The following is a 20,326-nucleotide window of genomic DNA, read 5'->3' as shown; positions in this document are numbered from 1 at the left end:
CTGTAAGAGCGGAACCATAGGTAGCCATCACCCAAATAACGGATATGTACCCAGCGCCAGACCCAATCAAACCCGCCGCGCAAACGTGTCGCTATGGGTCCCGGAAACCTTCCGGCAATGCACCAGCGCATCGCGAATCATAAAGTTCACCAACGTCGGTGAAACCCCCAGCTCCTTGGCAATATCCTTCTGCGGCACCCCGTGCAGCCGGTACATCTCAAACGCATAACGCGTGCGCTGAGGCAACTCGGTCAAGGCGTCGGCAATGTTCTCCAGCGTCGAAAAGTTGATGTGTGAGGTCTCAGGTGAAGCGCCGTGAATAACCACATTCAAGCCTTCCTCTTCCGTGCCGGAATATTTCAGCTCCAGCGCCTGCTTGCGGTAGTGATCAATAGCCAGGTTGCGCACGATCTGGAACAGGTAACTGAGCTGCGCCTTGAACGATGACGTGATGGTGGGGGCCGATTGCAACCGGAAGTAGGCGTCTTGCACCACGTCTTCGGCGCGGGATCGGCAGCCGGTAATACGCGCTGCGATCTTGACCAGGATCAGTCGATTGTCGACGAAGGCCTGGAGTAGGGGTGAGTCGCACCTGCCTGTGGATACTTGTTCCGTCATGGAAATCACCTTGTTGCAAGAGAAGGTTGGGGGAGGGCGTCCTTGCTGAGGCCTCCTACACATCGGGCAACAAATTATGCTTAATGATAATGATTGTCAAATGAGAAGACGAACTAATCTTATGCTTTATCGAGAGGTGTGAACGGCGTCTCGCTGACTAATTATTTCCCGGTGCCATCCGTTCTCATGGGTGAAAGGCCAGTTAACAAACCGGCCAAGGATCAGCGCCTGGAGGAGGACAAAATGGGTTTTTATCGTGTGAGCGGGAGTGGTCTGAAATGAACACGCCGGCTCGATTACGCCTGTTTTGCCTGCCTTACTCCGGCGCCAGCGCCATGGTCTACAGCCGCTGGCGGCGGGCGCTGCCGGAGTGGTTGCAGGTGCGGCCGCTGGAGTTGCCGGGGCGCGGCATGCGCATGGACGAGCCGTTGCAGCGCGATATCAAAAACCTGGCCGGGCAACTGGCTGATGAGATCCGCGCCGAGCTGGACGGCCCCTACGCCTTGTTCGGCCACAGCCTCGGCGGCCTGCTGGCCTTCGAACTGGCCCATGCCCTGCGCGAACGGGGCGCGCCGCCGCCATTGGCGCTGTTTGCCTCGGGTACCGCCGGCCCGGCCTGTCGCGATGTCAGCGAATACGCCATCGAGAAAAACGACGAACAACTGATCGCCCGCCTGCGAGAACTCAAGGGCACGGGCGAAGACGTGCTGGCCAACGCCGAACTGATGCAGTTGATGCTGCCGATCCTGCGGGCCGACTTCCTGCTGTGCGGCAGTTTCGAATACGGCGAGCGTGAGCCGCTGAGCCTGCCCATCCATGTATTCGGCGGCAAGCAGGACACGGTGCGCGCCGATCAACTGCTGGACTGGCAGCAAGACACCGCCAGCGGTTTCTCCCTCGACATGTTCGACGGTCACCACTTCTTCCTGGTGCAGCACGAGAGTTCCGTACTGCGCTGTGTGCGGCGTTACGCCGACGAACACCTGGCCCGCTGGCGCAATGACGCCGCGCGGCAGATGGCCCGGGCAACCGGCTGAACAAGCCCCCCCGGCCACACATTCCCCGATTTCCCAGTAAGCCGATTTCAGGCAGGAACCCCATGATGGACGCCTTCGAACTTCCCCGCACCCTGGTTCAGTCCCTTCAACGCCGCGCCGCGCAAACCCCGGATCGACTGGCGTTGCGCTTCCTTGCCGAGACGGCCGAACAGAGCGTTGTCCTCAGTTACCGCGACCTCGACCTGCGCGCCCGCACCATTGCCGCCGCCTTGCAGGCCGACGCCGGGCTGGGCGATCGTGCGGTGCTGCTGTTCCCCAGCGGGCCGGATTACGTCGCGGCGTTCTTTGGTTGCCTGTACGCCGGGGTCATCGCGGTGCCGGCCTATCCGCCGGAGTCCGCCCGCCGCCATCATCAGGAGCGGCTGCTGTCGATCATTGCAGACGCCGAGCCGCGGTTGCTGCTGACCACGTCCAGCCTCGGTGATTCGCTGGCGCAACTCGAAGGCGCGCCGCAGTTGCTGTGCGTTGACAGTCTCCATGTTGAAATCGCGGGCAATTGGATCGCGCCCAACTTGCAGGACGATGACATCGCCTTCCTGCAATACACCTCCGGCTCCACTGCGTTGCCCAAGGGCGTGCAAGTGACCCACGGCAACCTGGTGGCCAACGAATTGCTGATCCGTCGCGGCTTCGGCATCGACCTGAACCCCGACGACGTGATCGTCAGCTGGTTGCCGCTGTACCACGACATGGGCCTGATCGGCGGGCTGCTGCAGCCGATCTTCAGCGGTGTGCCGTGCGTATTGATGTCGCCGGCGTACTTCCTTGGCCGGCCATTGCGCTGGCTCGAAGCGATCAGCGAATACGGCGGCACCATCAGCGGCGGGCCGGACTTCGCCTATCGCTTGTGCAGCGAGCGAGTCAGCGAATCGGCATTGGATCGCCTGGATTTGAGCAAGTGGCGCGTGGCGTACTCCGGCTCCGAGCCGATCCGCCTCGACACCCTCGAACGCTTCGCCGAGAAGTTCGCCGCCTGCGGTTTTACCCCGAACAATTTCTTCGCCTCCTACGGCTTGGCCGAGGCCACCTTGTTCGTTGCCGGCGGCACTCGTGGCCACGGCATCCCGGCCCTGCGCCTGGACGAACAGGCTCTGGCCGCCAACCGCGCCGAGCCCGGTCAGGGCGCGGCGATCATGAGTTGCGGCACCAGCCAGCCCGAGCACGCGGTGCTGATTGCCGACCCCGCCACCCTGGCGACGCTCCCCGACAATGCCGTCGGTGAAATCTGGGCCACCGGCCCGAGCATCGCCCACGGCTACTGGCGCAACCCTGAAGCCACCGCCAAAACTTTCGTTCAGCACGAAGGCCGTACCTGGCTGCGGACCGGCGACCTCGGGTTTATCCGCGAAGGTGAAGTGTTCATCACCGGCCGGCTGAAAGACCTGCTGATCGTGCGGGGCCACAACCTGTATCCCCAGGACATCGAGCAAGCCATCGAGCGCGAAGTGGAAGTGGTGCGCAAGGGCCGGGTCGCCGCGTTCGCGGTGAATGACCAGGGCCTGGAAGGCATTGGCATCGCCGCCGAAATCAGCCGCAGCGTGCAGAAAATCCTGCCGCCGGAAGCACTGATCAAGGCGATTCGCCAGGCGGTGGCCGAAGCCTGCCAGGAAGCGCCGAGCGTGGTGGTGCTGCTCAACCCCGGTGGCTTGCCGAAAACGTCCAGCGGCAAGGTGCAGCGCTCGGCCTGCCGCACACGGTTGGCGGATGGCAGCCTCGACAGTTATGCGCAGTTCCCCGGCGTGCAGGCGCAGGCGGGTGATGCGGTGCTGGCGTCCGAGCTGCAAAGCCGGATTGCCGCGATCTGGTGCGAGCAATTGCAGGTGACGCAGGTCGCCGCCGACGATCACTTCTTCCTGCTGGGGGGCAACTCCATCAGCGCCACCCAGGTCGTCGCCCGGCTGCGGGAAACCCTCGGCCTGGAACTGAACCTGCGCCTGTTGTTCGAAGCGCCCACCCTGGCCGCCTTCGCCACCAGCGTCGGGCAATTGCAGCAGGACGGCGGCGTGGCCCAAGGCGCAATCCATGGGTTGTCGCGACAGGAAGACCTGCCGCAATCCCTCGCGCAGAACCGTCTGTGGATCACCTGGCAACTCGACCCGCACAGCAGCGCCTACACCATTCCCGGCGCCTTGCGGTTGCGCGGCGAGCTGGATGAAGACGCGGTGCGCTCAAGCTTCCAGCAATTGATCCAGCGCCACGAAGCCCTGCGCACGCGCTTCTTCGAGCGCGATGGCCAGGCCTTCCAGCGGGTCGACGCCAAGGCTGATTTCGACCTGCAAGTCATCGACCTCAGCGATTTGCCTGCCGCCGAGCGGGAAGCCCGGGCCAAGCAGATTCGTGAAGACGAAGCCCGCACCCAGTTCGACCTGGAGAAAGGCCCGCTGCTGTGGGTAACGCTGGTGCGCCTGGATGACGAAGACCACCAACTGCTGGTGACGATGCACCACATCATCGCGGACGGCTGGTCGCTGAACGTGTTGATCGACGAATTCTCGCGACTGTACGCCGCTGCGTCCCAGGGCCAACCCCTGGAGCTGCCAGCGCTGGCCCTGCAATACGCCGACTACGGAAGTTGGCAGCGCCAGTGGCTGGCCGAAGGCGAGGGCCAGCGGCAACTGGCTTACTGGAAACAACAACTGGGCGACGAGCACCCAACCCTGAGCCTGGCCACCGATCACCCGCGTTCGGCGCAGCACCTGCGCAGTGCCTCGCGCCACAGTGTGCGTGTGAGCGCGAGCCTCGGCGAAGCCATTCGCAAGACTGCCCAAAGCCACGAATCCACGCCGTTCATGCTGTTGCTCGCCGCGTTCCAGAGCCTGCTCTATCGCTACAGCGGCCAGCGCGATATCCGCATCGGCGTGCCCAACGCCAACCGTCCGCGCCAGGAAACCCAAGGCCTGATCGGGTTCTTTATCAACACCCTCGTACTGCGCGCCGAACTGGATGGGCGCCTGCCCTTCGCCGAGTTGCTGACGGCAACCCGCACCGCAGCGCTGGGGGCCCAGGCCCATCAGGACCTGCCTTTCGAACAACTGCTGGAAGCCTTTCCCCAAGCTCGGGAACAAGGCCTGTTCCAGGTGATGTTCAACCACCAGCAACGTGACCTCGGCGCCTTGCGCCGCTTGCCGGGCCTGCTTGCCGACGAGCTGGCATGGCACAGCCGCGAAGCCAAGTTCGACCTGCAACTGCACACTGAAGAAGACCGCAACGGGCGCCTGAGCCTGTCGTTCGACTACGCCGATGAGCTGTTCGACGCCGCCACCATCGAGCGCCTGGCCGGGCACTTCATCAACCTGCTGCAAGCCATTTGCGAGCAACCACAACAGGCCATCGGCGACCTGAAGCTGTTGCACGTCGACGAGCAGCGCCAACAACAGCAGTGGAGCGCTGCGCCGTGCACACCGGCGCAGCGCTGGCTGCCGGAACAACTCAACCAACACGTCTCGGAACGCACCGCAGTGGTGTGGCAGGACGGCAGCCTGACCTTCGCGCAATTGCACACCCAGGCCAACCGCCTGGCCCATTACCTGCGGGACAAGGGCGTGGGCCCGGACGTGTGCGTGGCCATCGCCGCCGAGCGTTCGCCGCAACTGCTGATCGGCCTGCTGGCAATCATCAAGGCCGGCGGCGCCTATGTACCGCTGGACCCGGATTATCCCGCCGAACGCCTGGGCTACATGCTCAAGGACAGCGGCGTGCAACTGCTGTTGACCCAGACTCCACTGCTGGAACAACTGCCCACGGCGCAAGGCGTGTGCGTCATCGCCATGGACAGCCTCAAGCTCGACAGTTGGCCGACCCATGCGCCGGGTTTGCACCTCAATGGCGACAACCTCGCCTATGTGATCTACACCTCCGGCTCCACCGGCCAGCCCAAGGGCGTGGGCAACACCCATGCCGCGCTGGCCGAGCGCTTGCAGTGGATGCAAGCCACCTACCAATTGGATGAAACTGATGTGCTGATGCAAAAGGCGCCCATCAGTTTCGACGTGTCGGTGTGGGAGTGTTTCTGGCCGCTGATCACCGGTTGCCGCCTGGTGCTGGCCGGCCCCGGCGAGCATCGCGATCCCCATCGCATCGCGCAGTTGGTGCAGGAGCACGGCGTGACCACGCTGCACTTTGTGCCGCCGCTGTTGCAGCTGTTTGTCGACGAACCGTTGGCTGCCGAATGCACCAGCCTGCGTCGCCTGTTCTCCGGCGGTGAAGCGCTGCCTGCCGAGTTGCGCAACCGGGTGCTGGCGCAGTTGCCGGCGGTGCAGCTGCACAATCGGTATGGCCCCACCGAAACCGCGATCAACGTGACGCACTGGCATTGCCAGGCCGAGGACGGCGAGAGTTCGCCGATTGGCCGGCCGCTGGGCAATGTGATTTGCCGGGTGCTGGATGATCAGTTCGAGCCGCTGCCGGCGGGTGTGCCGGGTGAGTTGTGCATCGGCGGCATCGGCCTGGCCCGGGGTTACCTCGGGCGTGCGGGGCTGACCGCCGAACGCTTTGTCGCCGACCCGCTGGGTGAGACGGGCGCACGCCTGTATCGCACCGGTGACCGCGTGCGCTGGAGCACCGAGGGTGTACTGGAATACCTCGGGCGCCTGGATCAGCAGGTCAAACTGCGTGGCTTCCGTGTCGAGCCTGAAGAAATCGAAGCCCGCCTGCTGGCTCTCGACGGCATCGCCCAAGCGGTGGTGCTGGTGCGGGAAACCGCAGCCGGTGCGCAGTTGATCGGTTACTACACCGCCAGCGAACCGTTGGATGAACAGGACGTAAAAACCGCCCTGGCCGCCGAGCTGCCGGAGTACATGGTCCCGGCGCAATTGATGCGCCTGGACGCGATGCCCCTGAGCCCAAGCGGCAAACTGGATCGCCGCGCCTTGCCGGAACCGGTGTGGCAGGTACGTGAGCACGTCGAACCTGAAACAGCGCTGGAACAGCAAATCGCCGCGATCTGGCGTGAAGTCCTGGCGCTGCCACGCATCGGCCTGCGGGACGACTTCTTCGCCCTTGGCGGCCATTCGTTGCTGGCGACGCAAATCATCTCCCGCACCCGCCAGGCCTGTGACGTCGAACTGCCGTTGCGCACGCTGTTCGACGCCAGCGAGCTGGGGGCTTTCGCCGAGCAGGTCCGGCTGATCCAGGCCTCCGGGCAACGTAACCAACAGCTGGCCATCGGCAAGGTCGACCGCAGCCAGCCGGTGCCACTGTCCTATTCCCAGCAGCGCATGTGGTTCCTCTGGCAGATGGAGCCCGACAGCCCGGCGTATAACGTCGGCGGCATGGCGCGCTTTCGCGGGGTGCTGGACGTGGGCCGTTTCGAGGCGGCGTTGCAGGCCTTGATCATGCGTCATGAAACCCTGCGCACGACTTTCCCGAGCATTAATGGCGTGGCGCAACAGAAGGTTGCGGCGCAAACCGGCGTGCGCATGGATTGGCAGGATTTCTCGGCGTTCAGTGAGGCCGAGCGGCAACGGCGTGTGCAACAACTGGCCGACCATGAAGCCCACTCGCCGTTCAATCTGGAAACCGGCCCACTGCTGCGCGCCTGCCTGGTCAAGGCCGGCGAGCAGGAACATTACCTGGTGCTGACCCTGCACCATATCGTCACCGAAGGCTGGGCCATGGACATCTTTGCCCGTGAACTCAGCGCGCTGTACGAAGCCTTTATCGACGACCGCGAATCGCCACTGGCGCCACTGCCGGTGCAGTACCTCGACTACAGCGTGTGGCAGCGCCAGTGGCTGGAGGCCGGCGAACGCCAGCGCCAACTGGATTACTGGACCGCGCAACTGGGCACCGAACACCCGCTGCTGGAACTGCCGGCCGACCGTCCGCGGCCGCCGGTGCAAAGTCACCAGGGCGAGCTGTACCGTTTCGATTTGAGCGACGACCTCGCCGCCCGCGTGCGTGCCTTCAACGCCGAACGCGGCCTGACCCTGTTCATGACCATGACCGCCACCCTCGCGGTATTGCTCTACCGTTACAGCGGCCAGACCGACCTGCGCATCGGTGCGCCGGTGGCCAACCGGATTCGCCCGGAAAGCGAAGGGCTGATTGGCGCATTTCTCAACACCCAGGTGCTGCGTTGCCAGCTCAACGGGCAGATGAGTGTCGGCGAACTGTTTGACCAGGTTCGCCACACCGTGATCGAAGGCCAGTCCCATCAGGACCTGCCGTTCGACCATCTGGTGGAGGCCCTGCAACCAACCCGCAGCGCGGCGTACAACCCGCTGTTCCAGGTGATGTGCAACGTGCAGCGCTGGGAATTCCAGCAAAGCCGCACCCTGGCCGGGATGACCGTCGAATACCTGGCCAACGACGCCCGCGCCACCAAGTTCGACCTCAACCTGGAAGTCACCGACCTCGATCATCGCCTGGGTTGCTGCCTGACCTACAGCACCGACCTGTTCGACGAGCCTCGCATTGCGCGCATGGCGGCGCATTGGCAAAACCTGCTGGAAGCCTTGCTCGGCGATCCGCAACAGCGCCTGAGTGAGTTGCCGTTGCTGGAGGCTGGCGAACAGCGCGCCCTGCAAGACAGCCTCGGCATTGAGGCTGGCGAGCATCGCCTCGACCAGTGCATCCATCACCTGTTCAGCGAGCAGGCCCTGGCCCGTGCCGATGCACCGGCGTTGACCTTTGCCGGGCAGACCCTGAGCTACAGCGAACTCGACAGCCGCGCCAATCGCCTGGCCTGGATGCTCCGCGAGCGCGGCGTGGGCCCGCAGGTGCGGGTCGGCCTGGCGTTGCCGCGTTCGCTGGAGATGGTGGTTGGCCTGCTGGCAATCCTCAAGGCCGGCGGCGCCTATGTGCCGCTGGACCCGGAATACCCGCTGGACCGCCTGCACTACATGATCGAAGACAGTGGCATCGGCCTGTTGCTCAGCGATGCTGCGATGTTCGACGCATTGGGCGAACTGCCTGAGAGTGTCGGCCGCTGGTGCCTGGAAGATGACCTGCCGACCCTGGCGGACTACCCGGCGAGCGAGTTGCCTTTCATCAGCCTGCCGCAACATCAGGCCTACTTGATCTACACCTCCGGTTCCACCGGCAAGCCCAAGGGCGTGGTGGTGTCCCACGGCGAAATCGCCATGCATTGCCAGGCGGTGATCGAGCGCTTCGGCATGCGCCCGGATGACTGCGAGCTGCACTTCTATTCCATCAACTTTGACGCTGCCACCGAGCGTCTGCTGGTGCCGTTGCTCAGTGGTGCCCAGGTGGTGTTGCGGGCCCAGGGCCAGTGGGACGCGGAAGAAATCTGCGGGCTGATTCGTCGGCACCGCATCAATATCCTGGGCTTCACCCCAAGCTATGGCAGCCAGTTGGCGCAATGGCTGGCCACGCAAGACCAGACCCTGGCGGTGCGTATGTGCATCACCGGCGGTGAGGCCCTGACCGGCGAACACTTGCAGCGCATTCGTGCGGCATTCAAGCCGGCGCTGTTTTTCAACGCCTATGGCCCGACTGAAACCGTGGTGATGCCGTTGGCCAGCCTGGCCCCGGAAGCTCTGGAAGAGGGCGCCGGCAGCGTGCCGATCGGCAGCATCATCGGCGCGCGTGTGGCCTACATTCTGGATGCGGACCTGGCGCTGGTGCCGCAAGGCGCGACCGGCGAGTTGTACGTCGGCGGTGCAGGCCTGGCCCAGGGGTATCACCAGCGTCCGGGGATGACGGCGGAGCGGTTTGTCGCGGATCCGTTTGCCACGAACGGCGGTCGCCTGTATCGCACCGGCGACCTGGTGCGCCAGCGTGCCGATGGCCTGGTGGAATACCTCGGTCGTATCGACCATCAAGTGAAGATTCGCGGGTTCCGCATCGAGCTGGGGGAAATTGAAACCCGCCTGCTGGAACACCAGGCGGTGCGTGAAGCAGTGGTGTTGGCGCTGGATTCCCCGAGCGGCAAACAGTTGGTGGCCTACCTGATCAGCGACGAAGAGCACGGTGCACTGCGTGAATCCCTCAAGGCGCATTTGAAAGCGCAGCTGCCGGACTACATGGTGCCCGCGCACCTGATCTTCCTCGACAGCATGCCGCTGACCGCCAACGGCAAACTCGACCGCCGCGCCTTGCCGCAGCCGGACCCCGAGGCGAATCGTCAACAGTACGTGGCGCCGCGCAACGAGCTGGAGCAAACCCTGGCGGCCATCTGGTGCGCGGTACTGAACGTGCAACAGGTAGGCCTTGACGACAACTTCTTCGAGTTGGGCGGCGACTCGATCCTGTCGATCCAGGTGGTCAGCCGGGCCCGGCAGGCGGGGATTCATTTCAGCCCGCGTGATTTGTTCCAGCACCAGACCGTGCAAACCCTGGCCGCCGTGGCGACCCGCAGCGAGCAGGTCAGCGCCGAACAAGGCGTGTTGACCGGCGCGTCCGGGCTGACGCCGATCCAGCACTGGTTCTTCGACACCGACATCCCGGAGCGCCAACACTGGAACCAGGCATTGCTGCTGGAGCCGGTTCAGGCCCTGGAACCTCATCGCCTGGAACAAGCGTTGCTGGCGGTGCTGGAACATCACGACGCCCTGCGCCTGAGCTTCAGCCAGCGCGACGCCCAATGGCACGCCGAACACCTGGCTGTGCCGGAAGGCGGCCTGCTGTTGCAAGCCCAGGTGGCGGACATGGAGCAGTGCAGCGCGCTGTTCACCGACACCCAGCGCAGCCTCAACCTCGCCCATGGCCCGTTGTTGCGCGCGTTACTGGTGGACGGCCCGCAAGGCCAGCGCCGGCTGCTGATCGCGATCCATCACCTGGTGGTGGACGGCGTTTCCTGGCGGGTATTGCTGGAAGATTTGCAGACCGTGTATCGCCAGTTGAGCGACGGCCAGCCGGTCAACCTGCCGGCCAAGACCAGCGCCTTGCGCGACTGGGCGGCGCGGTTGCAGGCGTATGCCGGCAGCGAATCCCTGCGTGAGGAGCTGCACGTGTGGCAGCAACAGTTGGCCGGCCCTGCCGTTGAATTGCCGGTGGATCGCCCACAGGGTTCGCTGCGCAATCGCGACGCCGATACCGTCAGCGTGCGCCTGGATGCCGAGCGCACCCGCCAGTTGTTGCAGCAGGCGCCAAGTGCCTACCGCACCCAGGTCAACGATTTGCTGCTGACGGCCCTGGCCCGTGTGCTGTGCCGTTGGAGTGGCCATGAATCCGCATTGATCCAGCTGGAAGGCCACGGCCGCGAACCGCTATTCGACGAGATCGACCTGACCCGCAGCGTCGGCTGGTTCACCAGCGCCTACCCGCTGCGCCTGACCCCGCTGCATATCGAAGAGGCCGCCGGGCAGGGCGCCTCGATCAAGGCGATCAAGGAGCAACTGCGCGGCGTGCCCCACAAAGGGTTGGGTTATGGCGTGCTGCGCTACCTGGCCGACGACCTGTGCCGCCAGACCATGGCCGCGTTGCCGACCGCCAGTATCACCTTCAACTACCTCGGCCAGTTCGACCAGAGCTTTGGCGCCGACGCACTGTTCCACCCGCTGGACGAGTCCGCCGGGATCGCCCACGACCCGGACGCGCCGTTGCCCAACGCGCTGAGTGTCGACAGCCAGGTGTACGGCGGTGAGCTGGTGCTGCGCTGGACCTTCAGCCGCGAGCGTCACCACAGCCAGACCATCGCTGAACTGGCGGACGCTTACCTGGCGGAACTGCAAAGCCTGATCGAACATTGCCTCAAGGCAGACGCGGGCGGCCTTACGCCGTCGGACTTCCCGCTGGCGCACCTGACCCAGGGGCAACTCGATGCGCTGCCGGTGCCGGCCAATGCCATCGAAGACGTGTACCCGCTGACCCCGATGCAGGAAGGCTTGCTGCTGCACACCCTGCTGGAACCGGGCACCGGCCTCTACTACATGCAGGACCGCTACCGCATCAACAGCGCCCTGGACCCCGAGCGTTTCGCCCAGGCCTGGCAGGCGGTGATCGCCCGTCATGAAGCCTTGCGCGCCTCGTTCTGCTGGAACGTCGGCGAAGACATGTTGCAGGTTATCCACAAGCCCGGCAGCACGCCGATCGAGTACCTCGACTGGAGCCAGGAGCCGGAAAGCGAGCAGGAACCGCGCCTGCAAGCGTTGCTCAAAAGCGAGCGTGAAGCCGGTTTCGATCTGCTTAACCAGGCGCCCTTCCACCTGCGGCTGATCCGCGTAGGCGAAGCCCGCTACTGGTTCATGATGAGCAACCACCACATCCTGATCGATGCGTGGTGCCGCTCGCTGCTGATGAACGATTTCTTCGACATCTACATGGCCCTCGGCGAAGGTCGCGAAGCGCAACTGGCGACGCCACCGCGTTACCGCGATTACATCGCCTGGCTGCAACGCCAGAACCTCGCCGAGGCGCGCCAGTGGTGGCAGCAGAACCTGCAAGGGTTTGAGCGCACCACGCCGATTCCGAGCGACCGGCCGTTCCTGCGGGAACATGCCGGCCATAGCGGCGGCATGGTGGTGGGCGACTGCTACACCCGCCTGGATGTGCGCGACGGCGCGCAATTGCGCGAGCTGGCCCAGGCTCATCAATTGACGGTGAACACCTTCGCCCAGGCGGCATGGGCCCTGGTGCTGCGGCGCTTGAGTGGCGATCGCGACGTGCTGTTCGGCGTCACCGTGGCAGGGCGCCCGGTAGAAATGCCCGAGATGCAGCGCACTGTCGGGCTGTTTATCAACAGTATCGCCTTGCGGGTCAAGCTGCCGGAGGACGATCAGCAGTGCAGCGTGCGCCAATGGTTGAGCGGCCTGCTCGACAGCAATATGCAACTGCGCGAGTACGAGTACCTGCCGCTGGTGACCATCCAGGAGCACAGCGAACTGCCGAAAGGCCAGCCGCTGTTCGACAGCCTGTTCGTGTTCGAGAACGCCCCGGTGGAAGTCTCGGTACTGGACCGTGCGCAAAGCCTGAATGCCACCTCGGATTCCGGTCGCACCCACACCAACTTCCCGCTGACGGCCGTGTGCTACCCGGGCGATGACCTGGGCTTGCACCTGTCCTACGACCAGCGTTATTTCGATGAAACCACCGTGCAAGGCATGCTCACTGAATTCAAGCGGCTGCTGCTGGCGCTGGTGCAGGGCTTCCATGGCGACATGGCCGACTTGCCGCTGATTGGCGAGCAGGAGCGTGAGTTCCTGGTGGACGGCTGCAACCAGAGCGAGCATGAGTATCCGCTGGAGCGCAGTTACATCGAGCTGTTCGAAGCCCAGGTGGCACAGCATCCACAGCGGATTGCCGCCAGTTGCCTGGATCAGCAATGGACCTACTCTGAGCTGAACCGGCGCAGTAACCGCCTGGGTCATGCGCTGATTGCCGCGGGTGTCGGGCTGGACCAACCGGTGGCGTTGCTGGCTGAACGTAATCTGGATTTGCTGGGCATGATCATCGGCAGCTTCAAGGCCGGCGCGGGTTACTTGCCGCTGGATCCGGGGCTGCCGACCCAGCGCTTGAGCCGGATCATCGACCTCAGTCGTACGCCGTTGCTGGTGTGCACCGAGGCTTGTCGGGAACAGGCGGATCTGTTGCTGGAAGAGTTTGCCTGTGGCTCGCGACCGAGGCTGCTGGTGTGGGAGGAGCTGGTGGGTTCAGAGCAGAACCCGGGCATCTACAGCGCGCCGGATAACCTGGCCTACGTGATCTACACCTCGGGCTCCACTGGCCTGCCCAAGGGCGTGATGGTCGAACAGCGCGGCATGCTCAATAACCAGTTGAGCAAGGTGCCGTATCTGCAACTGACTGAGCACGATGTGATCGCCCAGACCGCCTCGCAAAGTTTCGATATCTCGGTGTGGCAGTTCCTCGCGGCGCCGCTGTTCGGAGCGCGGGTGGACATTGTGCCGAATACCATTGCCCATGATCCGCAAGGCTTGCTCGCTCACGTCCAGGCCCAGGGCATTACCGTGCTGGAAAGCGTGCCGTCACTGATCCAGGGCATGCTCGCCCAGGAGCGCATGAGCCTGGATGGCTTGCGCTGGATGCTGCCGACGGGTGAAGCGATGCCGCCGGAACTGGCGCACCAGTGGTTGCTGCGTTATCCGCAGATTGGCCTGGTCAACGCGTATGGCCCGGCGGAATGTTCGGACGACGTGGCGTTCTTCCGCGTCGACCTGGCGTCGACCCGTGGCACTTATCTGCCGATTGGTACGCCGACCGACAATAACCGGTTGTACCTGCTGGACGGTGCGCTGGAACTGGTGCCTCAAGGCGCCGTCGGCGAGTTGTGCGTGGCCGGGACCGGCGTGGGTCGTGGTTATGTCAGCGATCCGCTGCGCACGGCGCAAGCGTTTGTGCCGAATCCATTGGGTGCGGACCGGTTGTATCGAACAGGGGATTTGGCCCGCCGCCGCAGCGACGGTGTGTTGGAGTACGTCGGGCGCATCGACCATCAGGTGAAGATTCGCGGTTACCGGATCGAGCTGGGTGAAATCGAAGCGCGCCTGCATGAGCAGCCTGAAGTGCGGGATGCGGCGGTGGGCGTGCAGGAGGGCGTCAACGGCAAGCATCTGGTGGGCTACCTGGTGGCGGCGGATGCGCAGCTCAACCCGGGTGAGCGCCTCGATCGCATCAAGCAACGCCTGCGGGCCGAGCTGCCGGAATACATGGTGCCGTTGCATTGGTTGTGGCTCGACCGGTTGCCGCTGAACGCCAACGGCAAGCTGGACCGCAAGGCCTTGCCGGCACTGGAGATCGGCCAGTTGCACAGCCAGGATTATCTGGCGCCGCGCAATGAGCTGGAGCAGACGCTGGCCGGGATCTGGGCCGAGGTGCTCAAGGTCGAGCGCGTCGGCGTGCAGGACAACTTCTTCGAACTGGGCGGGCATTCGTTGCTGGCCACGCAGATAGCTTCACGGGTGCAGAAGACGCTGCAGCGGGATGTGCCGTTGCGGGCGATGTTCGAGTGCAGCACGGTGGAGGCGTTGGCGGGGTATATCGACGGGCTGGCGGCGAATGAGATCAGCGCCGAGAAGGTGGATCGGTTGAGTGATTTGATGGCGGAGCTGGAGGGTTTTTAACTCGGATCGCAACGCGCCACTCGTCGGGTGGCGCGGTTTTTAAGGTTCGAACTGTGAATTCTGACAGTAGGCAAGGGGGGTATTTCGGCGTGTGATGGGCAACACCATCACTCGTTGAAATGGAGTTCTATCATGCCCAAGTCATCACCGTTGACCCTTGACCTGCCCAAGCCACAGTTGGTCGAAGCCGAGGGAGAGCCCCGGGTTGACCCGCTCCAGTTGCTGGAGGGGGCTACTGTCCGGGTGTTCTACGAAGGGATGCTCAGCACCGACAGTATTGCGTTGCGCTGGGAGTCGACACCGGGGGGATACGCGCCGATTGCCTCCCTGGATGGCGTCGAAGCGGGCTCGGTCGAGTTCCACGTACCCCCGTATTACGTAGGGCTGCGCATTGATAACTTCGCGCTGTTTTCCTATGTCGTTACCCGCGATGGCGAGGAACATCCTTCCCCCGTTGCCGACGTGTTCATCAAGCTGCCGTCCAATTTGCCGCAACTGCAGATCTTTCAAGCCTCAGGCGGTGTTCTGGACCTGTCCTTGTTGTGCGGTGAAGACCCGGTTCTGCATGTCGATGCCTGGCCGTTCATCGACCCGGTTCAAGTGGCTCAGGTCTATATCGGGGGGATTTACCCTGATGGGTCCAAGGCCAGTCTCTACCCTTATGAAGATGCACCGGTAACAGACGAGGACGTGCGCCATGGCTGGACCCGAAAGTTGTCCCGTGCCGAGCTGGCCACGCTCAAGCATGACAGTGAGCTTTATATTGCGTTCTACGTTGAGTTTTTGCCGCGTGCGGATTCCAGGCCGGTGTATCGGCTGATTTCTGGTTTGGTGTTGACGTTGCTCATCGAGCCTCATTTGGATCTCGTAGCGCCCACGGTGGTGGAAGCCACGCAAATCACACCTGAAAATCTCGTATTGAATCCGGTCAATACCCGGGACGGTGCGACCATCCGGGTCAGCTATGAGCATATGTGCCCTTGCGACTGGGTTTGCGCCTTCTGGGAAGGGACTGCCGGGGCAGGCACTCCGGTAATCGAGTGCAAGCAGGCCGACAATCGGGACGTTGTTGATTTTAATGTGCCGGCGTCAGCCATCAGCGCCAATTTCAATAAGCAGGTGTCGGTCCGCTACACCGTCCGACGGGAAGGGCAAACCTGGTCGGCGCTGCCGCGACCGGTAAAAATCCTGAATATCTCCGGCCTGCCCAAGCCGCAGGTGGAACAGGCCACGGGCAGTACGCTGGACCTCAATACGTTCCAGGGGGACGCGCAACTGACGGTGGCGGCCTATGCCTACGGCGCCTTGGGGCAGCCCTGCTGGATGTGGGTAACCGGTGAGCGGGAAGATGGCGCGCCTTATCGCTTCGATGTGCTGGATGGCGAGCCGCTCTCCGAGCAATGGCTGCAGGAGGGCGTCAGTACGCTGCTGTCCCGGCGCGACCTGCAAAAACTGGCCGATTGCAGCCGCTTTGACGTGCATTTTGCGGTGAACTTCGATGGCCGGTCCGACAGGGCCAGCGCCGAGCCGTTTCCTGTGCTGCACCTGGATATTCATCAGGAAGACCTGGTCCTGAAACCCTTGACCATTCGGGAGGCCGTGGGCTCGCAGTTGACGGTATGGAATGGCCGTGATGGCGTGACGGCACGGGTGGAATATGACCACATCAGTGCTCATGACGAGATCAGCGTGTGTTGGACACAATCGGACGGTAGTTGCCTGCCGTTGCCACCCAAGCCGGGTAACACTGATCCGAAGTACGTTGACTTCACCATTCCCCGCGAGGCTGTAATCGCTGGAAGCGGCAAAACAGTGCCCGTCAGTTACAGCGTCGCGAGCGCATGCAAGCACGTCACGTCAGCTGACCTGGAGCTACAGATCAGTGTCCCGCAGCGTTTGCCTGCGCCAGAGGTGCCGCAGGCCACTCAATTGCCCGGTGGCCAGGGGACACTGGACTTGCGCACCTTTACCGGGGATGCCGAGATTACGCTGCAAGCCTGGTGGTTCATCCTGGCGGGGCAAAAGGGCTGGCTGGAATGTACGGGAACCTTGCTCGACGGGTCGTCCCATACCCTCAAGCTGCTGGTCAATGAGCCGATCAAGCAAGAGCAGGCAAACCATGGGTTGTCGCACGTTCTGCCTCGTGAGGAACTGGAAAAGTTTCGCCACAGGTCCGTATTGAACATCGTGTTCAAGGTTACGGCGGACGGCAGCTCCCATGTGAGCGAAGCAATTGTGTTCCCTGTGCTGATGTTGCTGTTGCGCAAGCAGTACAGAGACCTGACGGATTTCAACGATCAGACCTTGGGTTTATGGACCGTAGGGTCAGGCGCACCCGATGCCAGGGATATCAGCATTGAATATATGGGGACGGGACCTGACGGCAAGCCCGATTACGCAGTCAGGAATTTCACATACACCAATAACAGTTTCGGCCCGATCCTGCAGCGGCGCTTCTTGGATTTGGAGAGCGGTTTTACTTATCGGTTTTCCGTACGGGTTCGACGGTACAGCGTTGCGTTCGTGACGCCCAAGTTATCGTTGCGCAAAGACTCCATTCAACAAACACCGGTGGAAGAGTTGGTTGACCTGAACTGGCACACACTGAGCTTCACCTTTACGCCAACCATCGCTCCCGTGCTGCTGGAAATCTATAGCCATGAAGGCGCTACGAGCGGCAACGATTGGTACATGGATGATTTCCTGGTCGAGGGGGTTTAATCCGCGCTGAAAAGACAATGCCCGCTTCGATGCGGGCATTGTCTTTACAGGCTAGGGCTGATTATTTCGGACCGAGAATCTTCACCAGCTTATCCGGCGACGGCGCTCCTTGCTGTTCGCCCTTGTCATCCAGATAGAAAATCACTCGTGCCACGACGTGCCACTCGTCGTGCGGCGTGGTTTTTGAGGTTGGAACTGTGAATTCTGACAGTAGATTCGGTTTCTTTTTCAGCATTTGATAAGGGCTCGCCAGTCGGACTGGTTTCAGTCCGTCATGAGGCGCTCTTCTCATGGAAAAGGAGTTTAGGTATGCCTGCCAAATCTGCAACCGCCATCGTTCCTGAGGTTACATTGGTTCAAGCTGTGGGACGAAGGCTGGATCCGCTTGATGCGATCGACGGCGCAACGCTTCGAGTTTGTTATGAAGGAATGAGTGAGGATGACCTCATTCGGGTGTTCTGGAAGAGCTTGCCAGGGGAAGAATATGCGCCTGAGCCCCTGCATGGTGTGACAGAGGGGTGTGTGGATTTTCATATCCCGCCCTATTACGTCGGGCTGCGTATCAATCGCTTTGCGCTGTTTCGTTGTGTGGTTACCCATAATGGCGAGGAGTTTTCCAGCAGTGAGAGCGATATTTATGTGACATTGCCGTTCAACGATCTTCCCCATCCTGACGTGCCTCAGGCGGTCGATGGGGTGTTGGACCTTACAGTATTGTGTGGGCAAGACCCGCAGGTGTATGTGACGCCTTGGGTGTTTATTGATCCGATTCAGTTCGTTTGGCTGGACCTCCATGGCACCCTGGCGGACGGGAGCGCCTTTACGCTTCGCCTGGTCAATCACGAGCAGGTGACAGAAGCCGAGGTGCATGAGGGATGGCGCAGAGCTTTACCCTTGGACAAACTGCGGGGGCTTAAACAGGGCAGTCAACTGACCCTGGTATTTATCGTGGCCTTTAACGGTCCGGAGGATGATGCATCCAGACTTTTTCCGAGTACCACATTGACGGTGCTCACTGAACCCCATTTGAATCTCGTGGCACCTACGCTGGTTGAAGCGACGCTGATTTCGCCTGAACACTATGCACTCAATCCGGTCAATGCCCAGGAGGGGGCTACCATCCGGGTCAGTTATGAGCAGATGTGCCCATGCGACTGGGTGTGTGCCTATTGGGAGGGCACGCCCGGGGCGGGTAGCCCGCAGCTGGAATGTAAAAATGCTGGCGATGAGGCGTTTGTGGAATTTCACGTGCCACCCTCGGCTATCAGCGCCAATTTCAATGAACAGGTCACGGTCCATTACACGGTCCAGCGGGAAGGTCAGACGTGGCCATCGCCTGAACGCCATGTGCAAATTCTCAATGTCAGCGAGTTGCCTGCACCGCAGGTTCTCCAGGCCACAGGCCATGTACTGGACCTCAATACCTTCCACGGTGACGCACAAGCCCTGGTGATTCCTTTCCCTTATCGTGCCTTGGGCCAGCCTTGCTGGTTATGGGCCACCGGTGAATTGGACGATGGCACGCCTTACCATTTTGATGTGCTGGAGGGGGAGCCGCTGGCCGAGGAGTGGTTGCACGACGGCGTCAGTGCGGTGCTGTCGCGGCATGAGCTGCAAAAACTGGCGGATTGCAGTGGGTTGAGCGTGCACTTTGCGGTGAACTTCAATGGCCAGGTTGATCTGGCCAGCGCTGAACGGTTCCCGGTGTTGCACTTGGAGCTTGAACAGGAAGCGCTGGTGCTCGACGCACCAAGGGGGCTGGAGGCAGTCGGCCAGGACCTGACGATTTGGAACGGTCGGGACGGTGTGACGGTGCGTGTGGAGTATGCACACATCAGCTCGGGGCAAATGATCAGCCTGGACTGGATTCGGTCGGACGGTACCCGCTTGCCGTTGGCGCCGGAGCCCGGCAACGGCGACCCGGGTTATGTAGATTTCCCAATCCCCCGTGAAGCGGTGATTCAAGGCGCCGGTAAAACGATCCAGATTAACTACACCGTCACCAGTGCCTGCAAGCGGGCACCCTCCAAAACGCTCAATTTGCGCATCAGTGTACCGGTGCGGCTGCCGGTGCCGGTAGTGCCCGAGGCCACGCCACCTGCGACCCAAAGCGGTATTCTGGACCTGCGGACATTCGCGGGAGATGCCCATATTACTGTGGAAAAATGGTGGTTTATCCTGGCGGGGCAGAGAGGTTGGCTACAAGTAGACGGCACAAGGGAAGATGGGAGCGCCTATGTCATCAGGGTGATGATGGCCGAACTGATTACCGAGGGGGATGTTGAGAACGGCCTGAGACGGGTTCTCCTGCGCTCCGAGTTGGAGCAGTTGCGTAACCTTACACCGTTGGTCGTGACATTCGGCTGCACGCCGGATGGCAGTCCCAGCCCGGGTCAGGAGATCGTCTTCCCAGTACTGAGTTTGGTTTTTACCAAGCCTATGAAAGATGTAACTGACTTTAACCCGAACCAGAAAGGCTGGAATAACTGGCAAAGAGGGGCGGGAGCAGCATCTCAGGGTGACCTGGTACTTAAAACCGGGGCAGTGCCGGGAGCAGCGTCGGGGTATTACTTGTTTGATTGGGGGAATACGTACACCAGTAACCCCGTTACACAGCGCGAAAAGCTTTTCAAACTCTACACTCAACTGCAGTCAGGCCGTATTTACAGGTTCAGTGCTTGGATACGTGACAATAGCGGCTCACCTCCAAAGCCTTCTATGGTGTTGGTGGCAAACGGGGCCGATATTACTTCGATCACCTCTCCTGGGTTGTCTTGGCAGTTGCTCCAAGGAACCTTTACTGCCACTTCAACGACAAGGCTCAGCGTTGATAATCGTCAGATGGGGAACCCCGGCAATGACTTCGATGTGACGTTACTGGTGGTGGAGGAGGTTTGATCTGCTTGGAGTTGGTCGCTTGAAGGATACAGGCCTCCGGCTTTTGGGAGG

At 62.1% G+C, this 20,326-nt stretch carries 5 protein-coding genes and 1 pseudogene; 4 read left to right on the top strand and 2 right to left on the bottom strand.

Translation table 11 applies throughout. The features are described 5' to 3' along the window. Positions 1 to 66 precede the first annotated feature (66 nt). Complete coding sequence (locus tag HX818_RS19395; protein WP_076953019.1) at positions 67 to 618, bottom strand: RNA polymerase factor sigma-70; 552 nt, start codon at positions 616 to 618, stop codon at positions 67 to 69. A gap of 278 nt (positions 619 to 896) precedes the next feature. On the opposite strand from HX818_RS19395, the gene HX818_RS19390 reads away from it, so the two are divergent. The 3 genes from HX818_RS19390 to HX818_RS19380 all read left to right on the top strand — a co-directional run bounded on the left by HX818_RS19390 (position 897) and on the right by HX818_RS19380 (position 17,377). Continuing rightward, a complete protein-coding gene (locus HX818_RS19390) occupies positions 897 to 1,655 on the top strand; it encodes a thioesterase II family protein (RefSeq protein WP_003209023.1) in 759 nt (252 codons plus the stop codon). Positions 1,656 to 1,717: 62 nt separating this feature from the next. Continuing rightward, positions 1,718 to 14,656 carry a non-ribosomal peptide synthetase gene (locus tag HX818_RS19385; protein WP_177020582.1) on the top strand — a complete coding sequence of 4,313 codons (12,939 nt, stop codon included), beginning with the start codon at positions 1,718 to 1,720 and terminating at the stop codon, positions 14,654 to 14,656. Between the two features lie 132 nt (positions 14,657 to 14,788). Beyond that, the gene (locus tag HX818_RS19380; RefSeq protein ID WP_177020581.1) at positions 14,789 to 17,377 is read left to right on the top strand and encodes a hypothetical protein; all 2,589 of its coding nucleotides are present in this window, start codon (positions 14,789 to 14,791) and stop codon (positions 17,375 to 17,377) included. A 61-nt stretch (positions 17,378 to 17,438) separates the two neighbouring features. Here the strand turns inward: HX818_RS19380 and HX818_RS19375 are convergent. Then, positions 17,439 to 17,519: pseudogene (locus tag HX818_RS19375) on the bottom strand (thiol:disulfide interchange protein DsbG); the annotation flags it as partial. 167 nt (positions 17,520 to 17,686) lie between these two features. On the opposite strand from HX818_RS19375, the gene HX818_RS19370 reads away from it, so the two are divergent. Next, entirely contained in the window at positions 17,687 to 20,275 is a 2,589-nt protein-coding gene (locus HX818_RS19370) for a hypothetical protein (RefSeq protein WP_177020580.1), read from the top strand. The last annotated feature ends 51 nt before the right edge of the window (positions 20,276 to 20,326 follow it).

Origin of the sequence: Pseudomonas sp. F9001 (assembly GCF_013385435.1) — a bacterium.
Lineage (GTDB): Bacteria > Pseudomonadota > Gammaproteobacteria > Pseudomonadales > Pseudomonadaceae > Aquipseudomonas.
Note: the sequence above shows the minus strand (reverse complement) of the source record. Positions and strands in the feature narration are given on the sequence as shown.

What these genes read in the sequence shown, in the direction of transcription:
- HX818_RS19395 (WP_076953019.1), bottom strand. Translation starts at nt 618, where the DNA reads ATGACGGAACAAGTATCCACAGGCAGGTGCGACTCACCCCTACTCCAG.
- HX818_RS19390 (WP_003209023.1), top strand. Translation starts at nt 897, where the DNA reads ATGAACACGCCGGCTCGATTACGCCTGTTTTGCCTGCCTTACTCCGGC.
- HX818_RS19370 (WP_177020580.1), top strand. Translation starts at nt 17,687, where the DNA reads ATGCCTGCCAAATCTGCAACCGCCATCGTTCCTGAGGTTACATTGGTT.
- HX818_RS19385 (WP_177020582.1), top strand. Translation starts at nt 1,718, where the DNA reads ATGATGGACGCCTTCGAACTTCCCCGCACCCTGGTTCAGTCCCTTCAA.
- HX818_RS19380 (WP_177020581.1), top strand. Translation starts at nt 14,789, where the DNA reads ATGCCCAAGTCATCACCGTTGACCCTTGACCTGCCCAAGCCACAGTTG.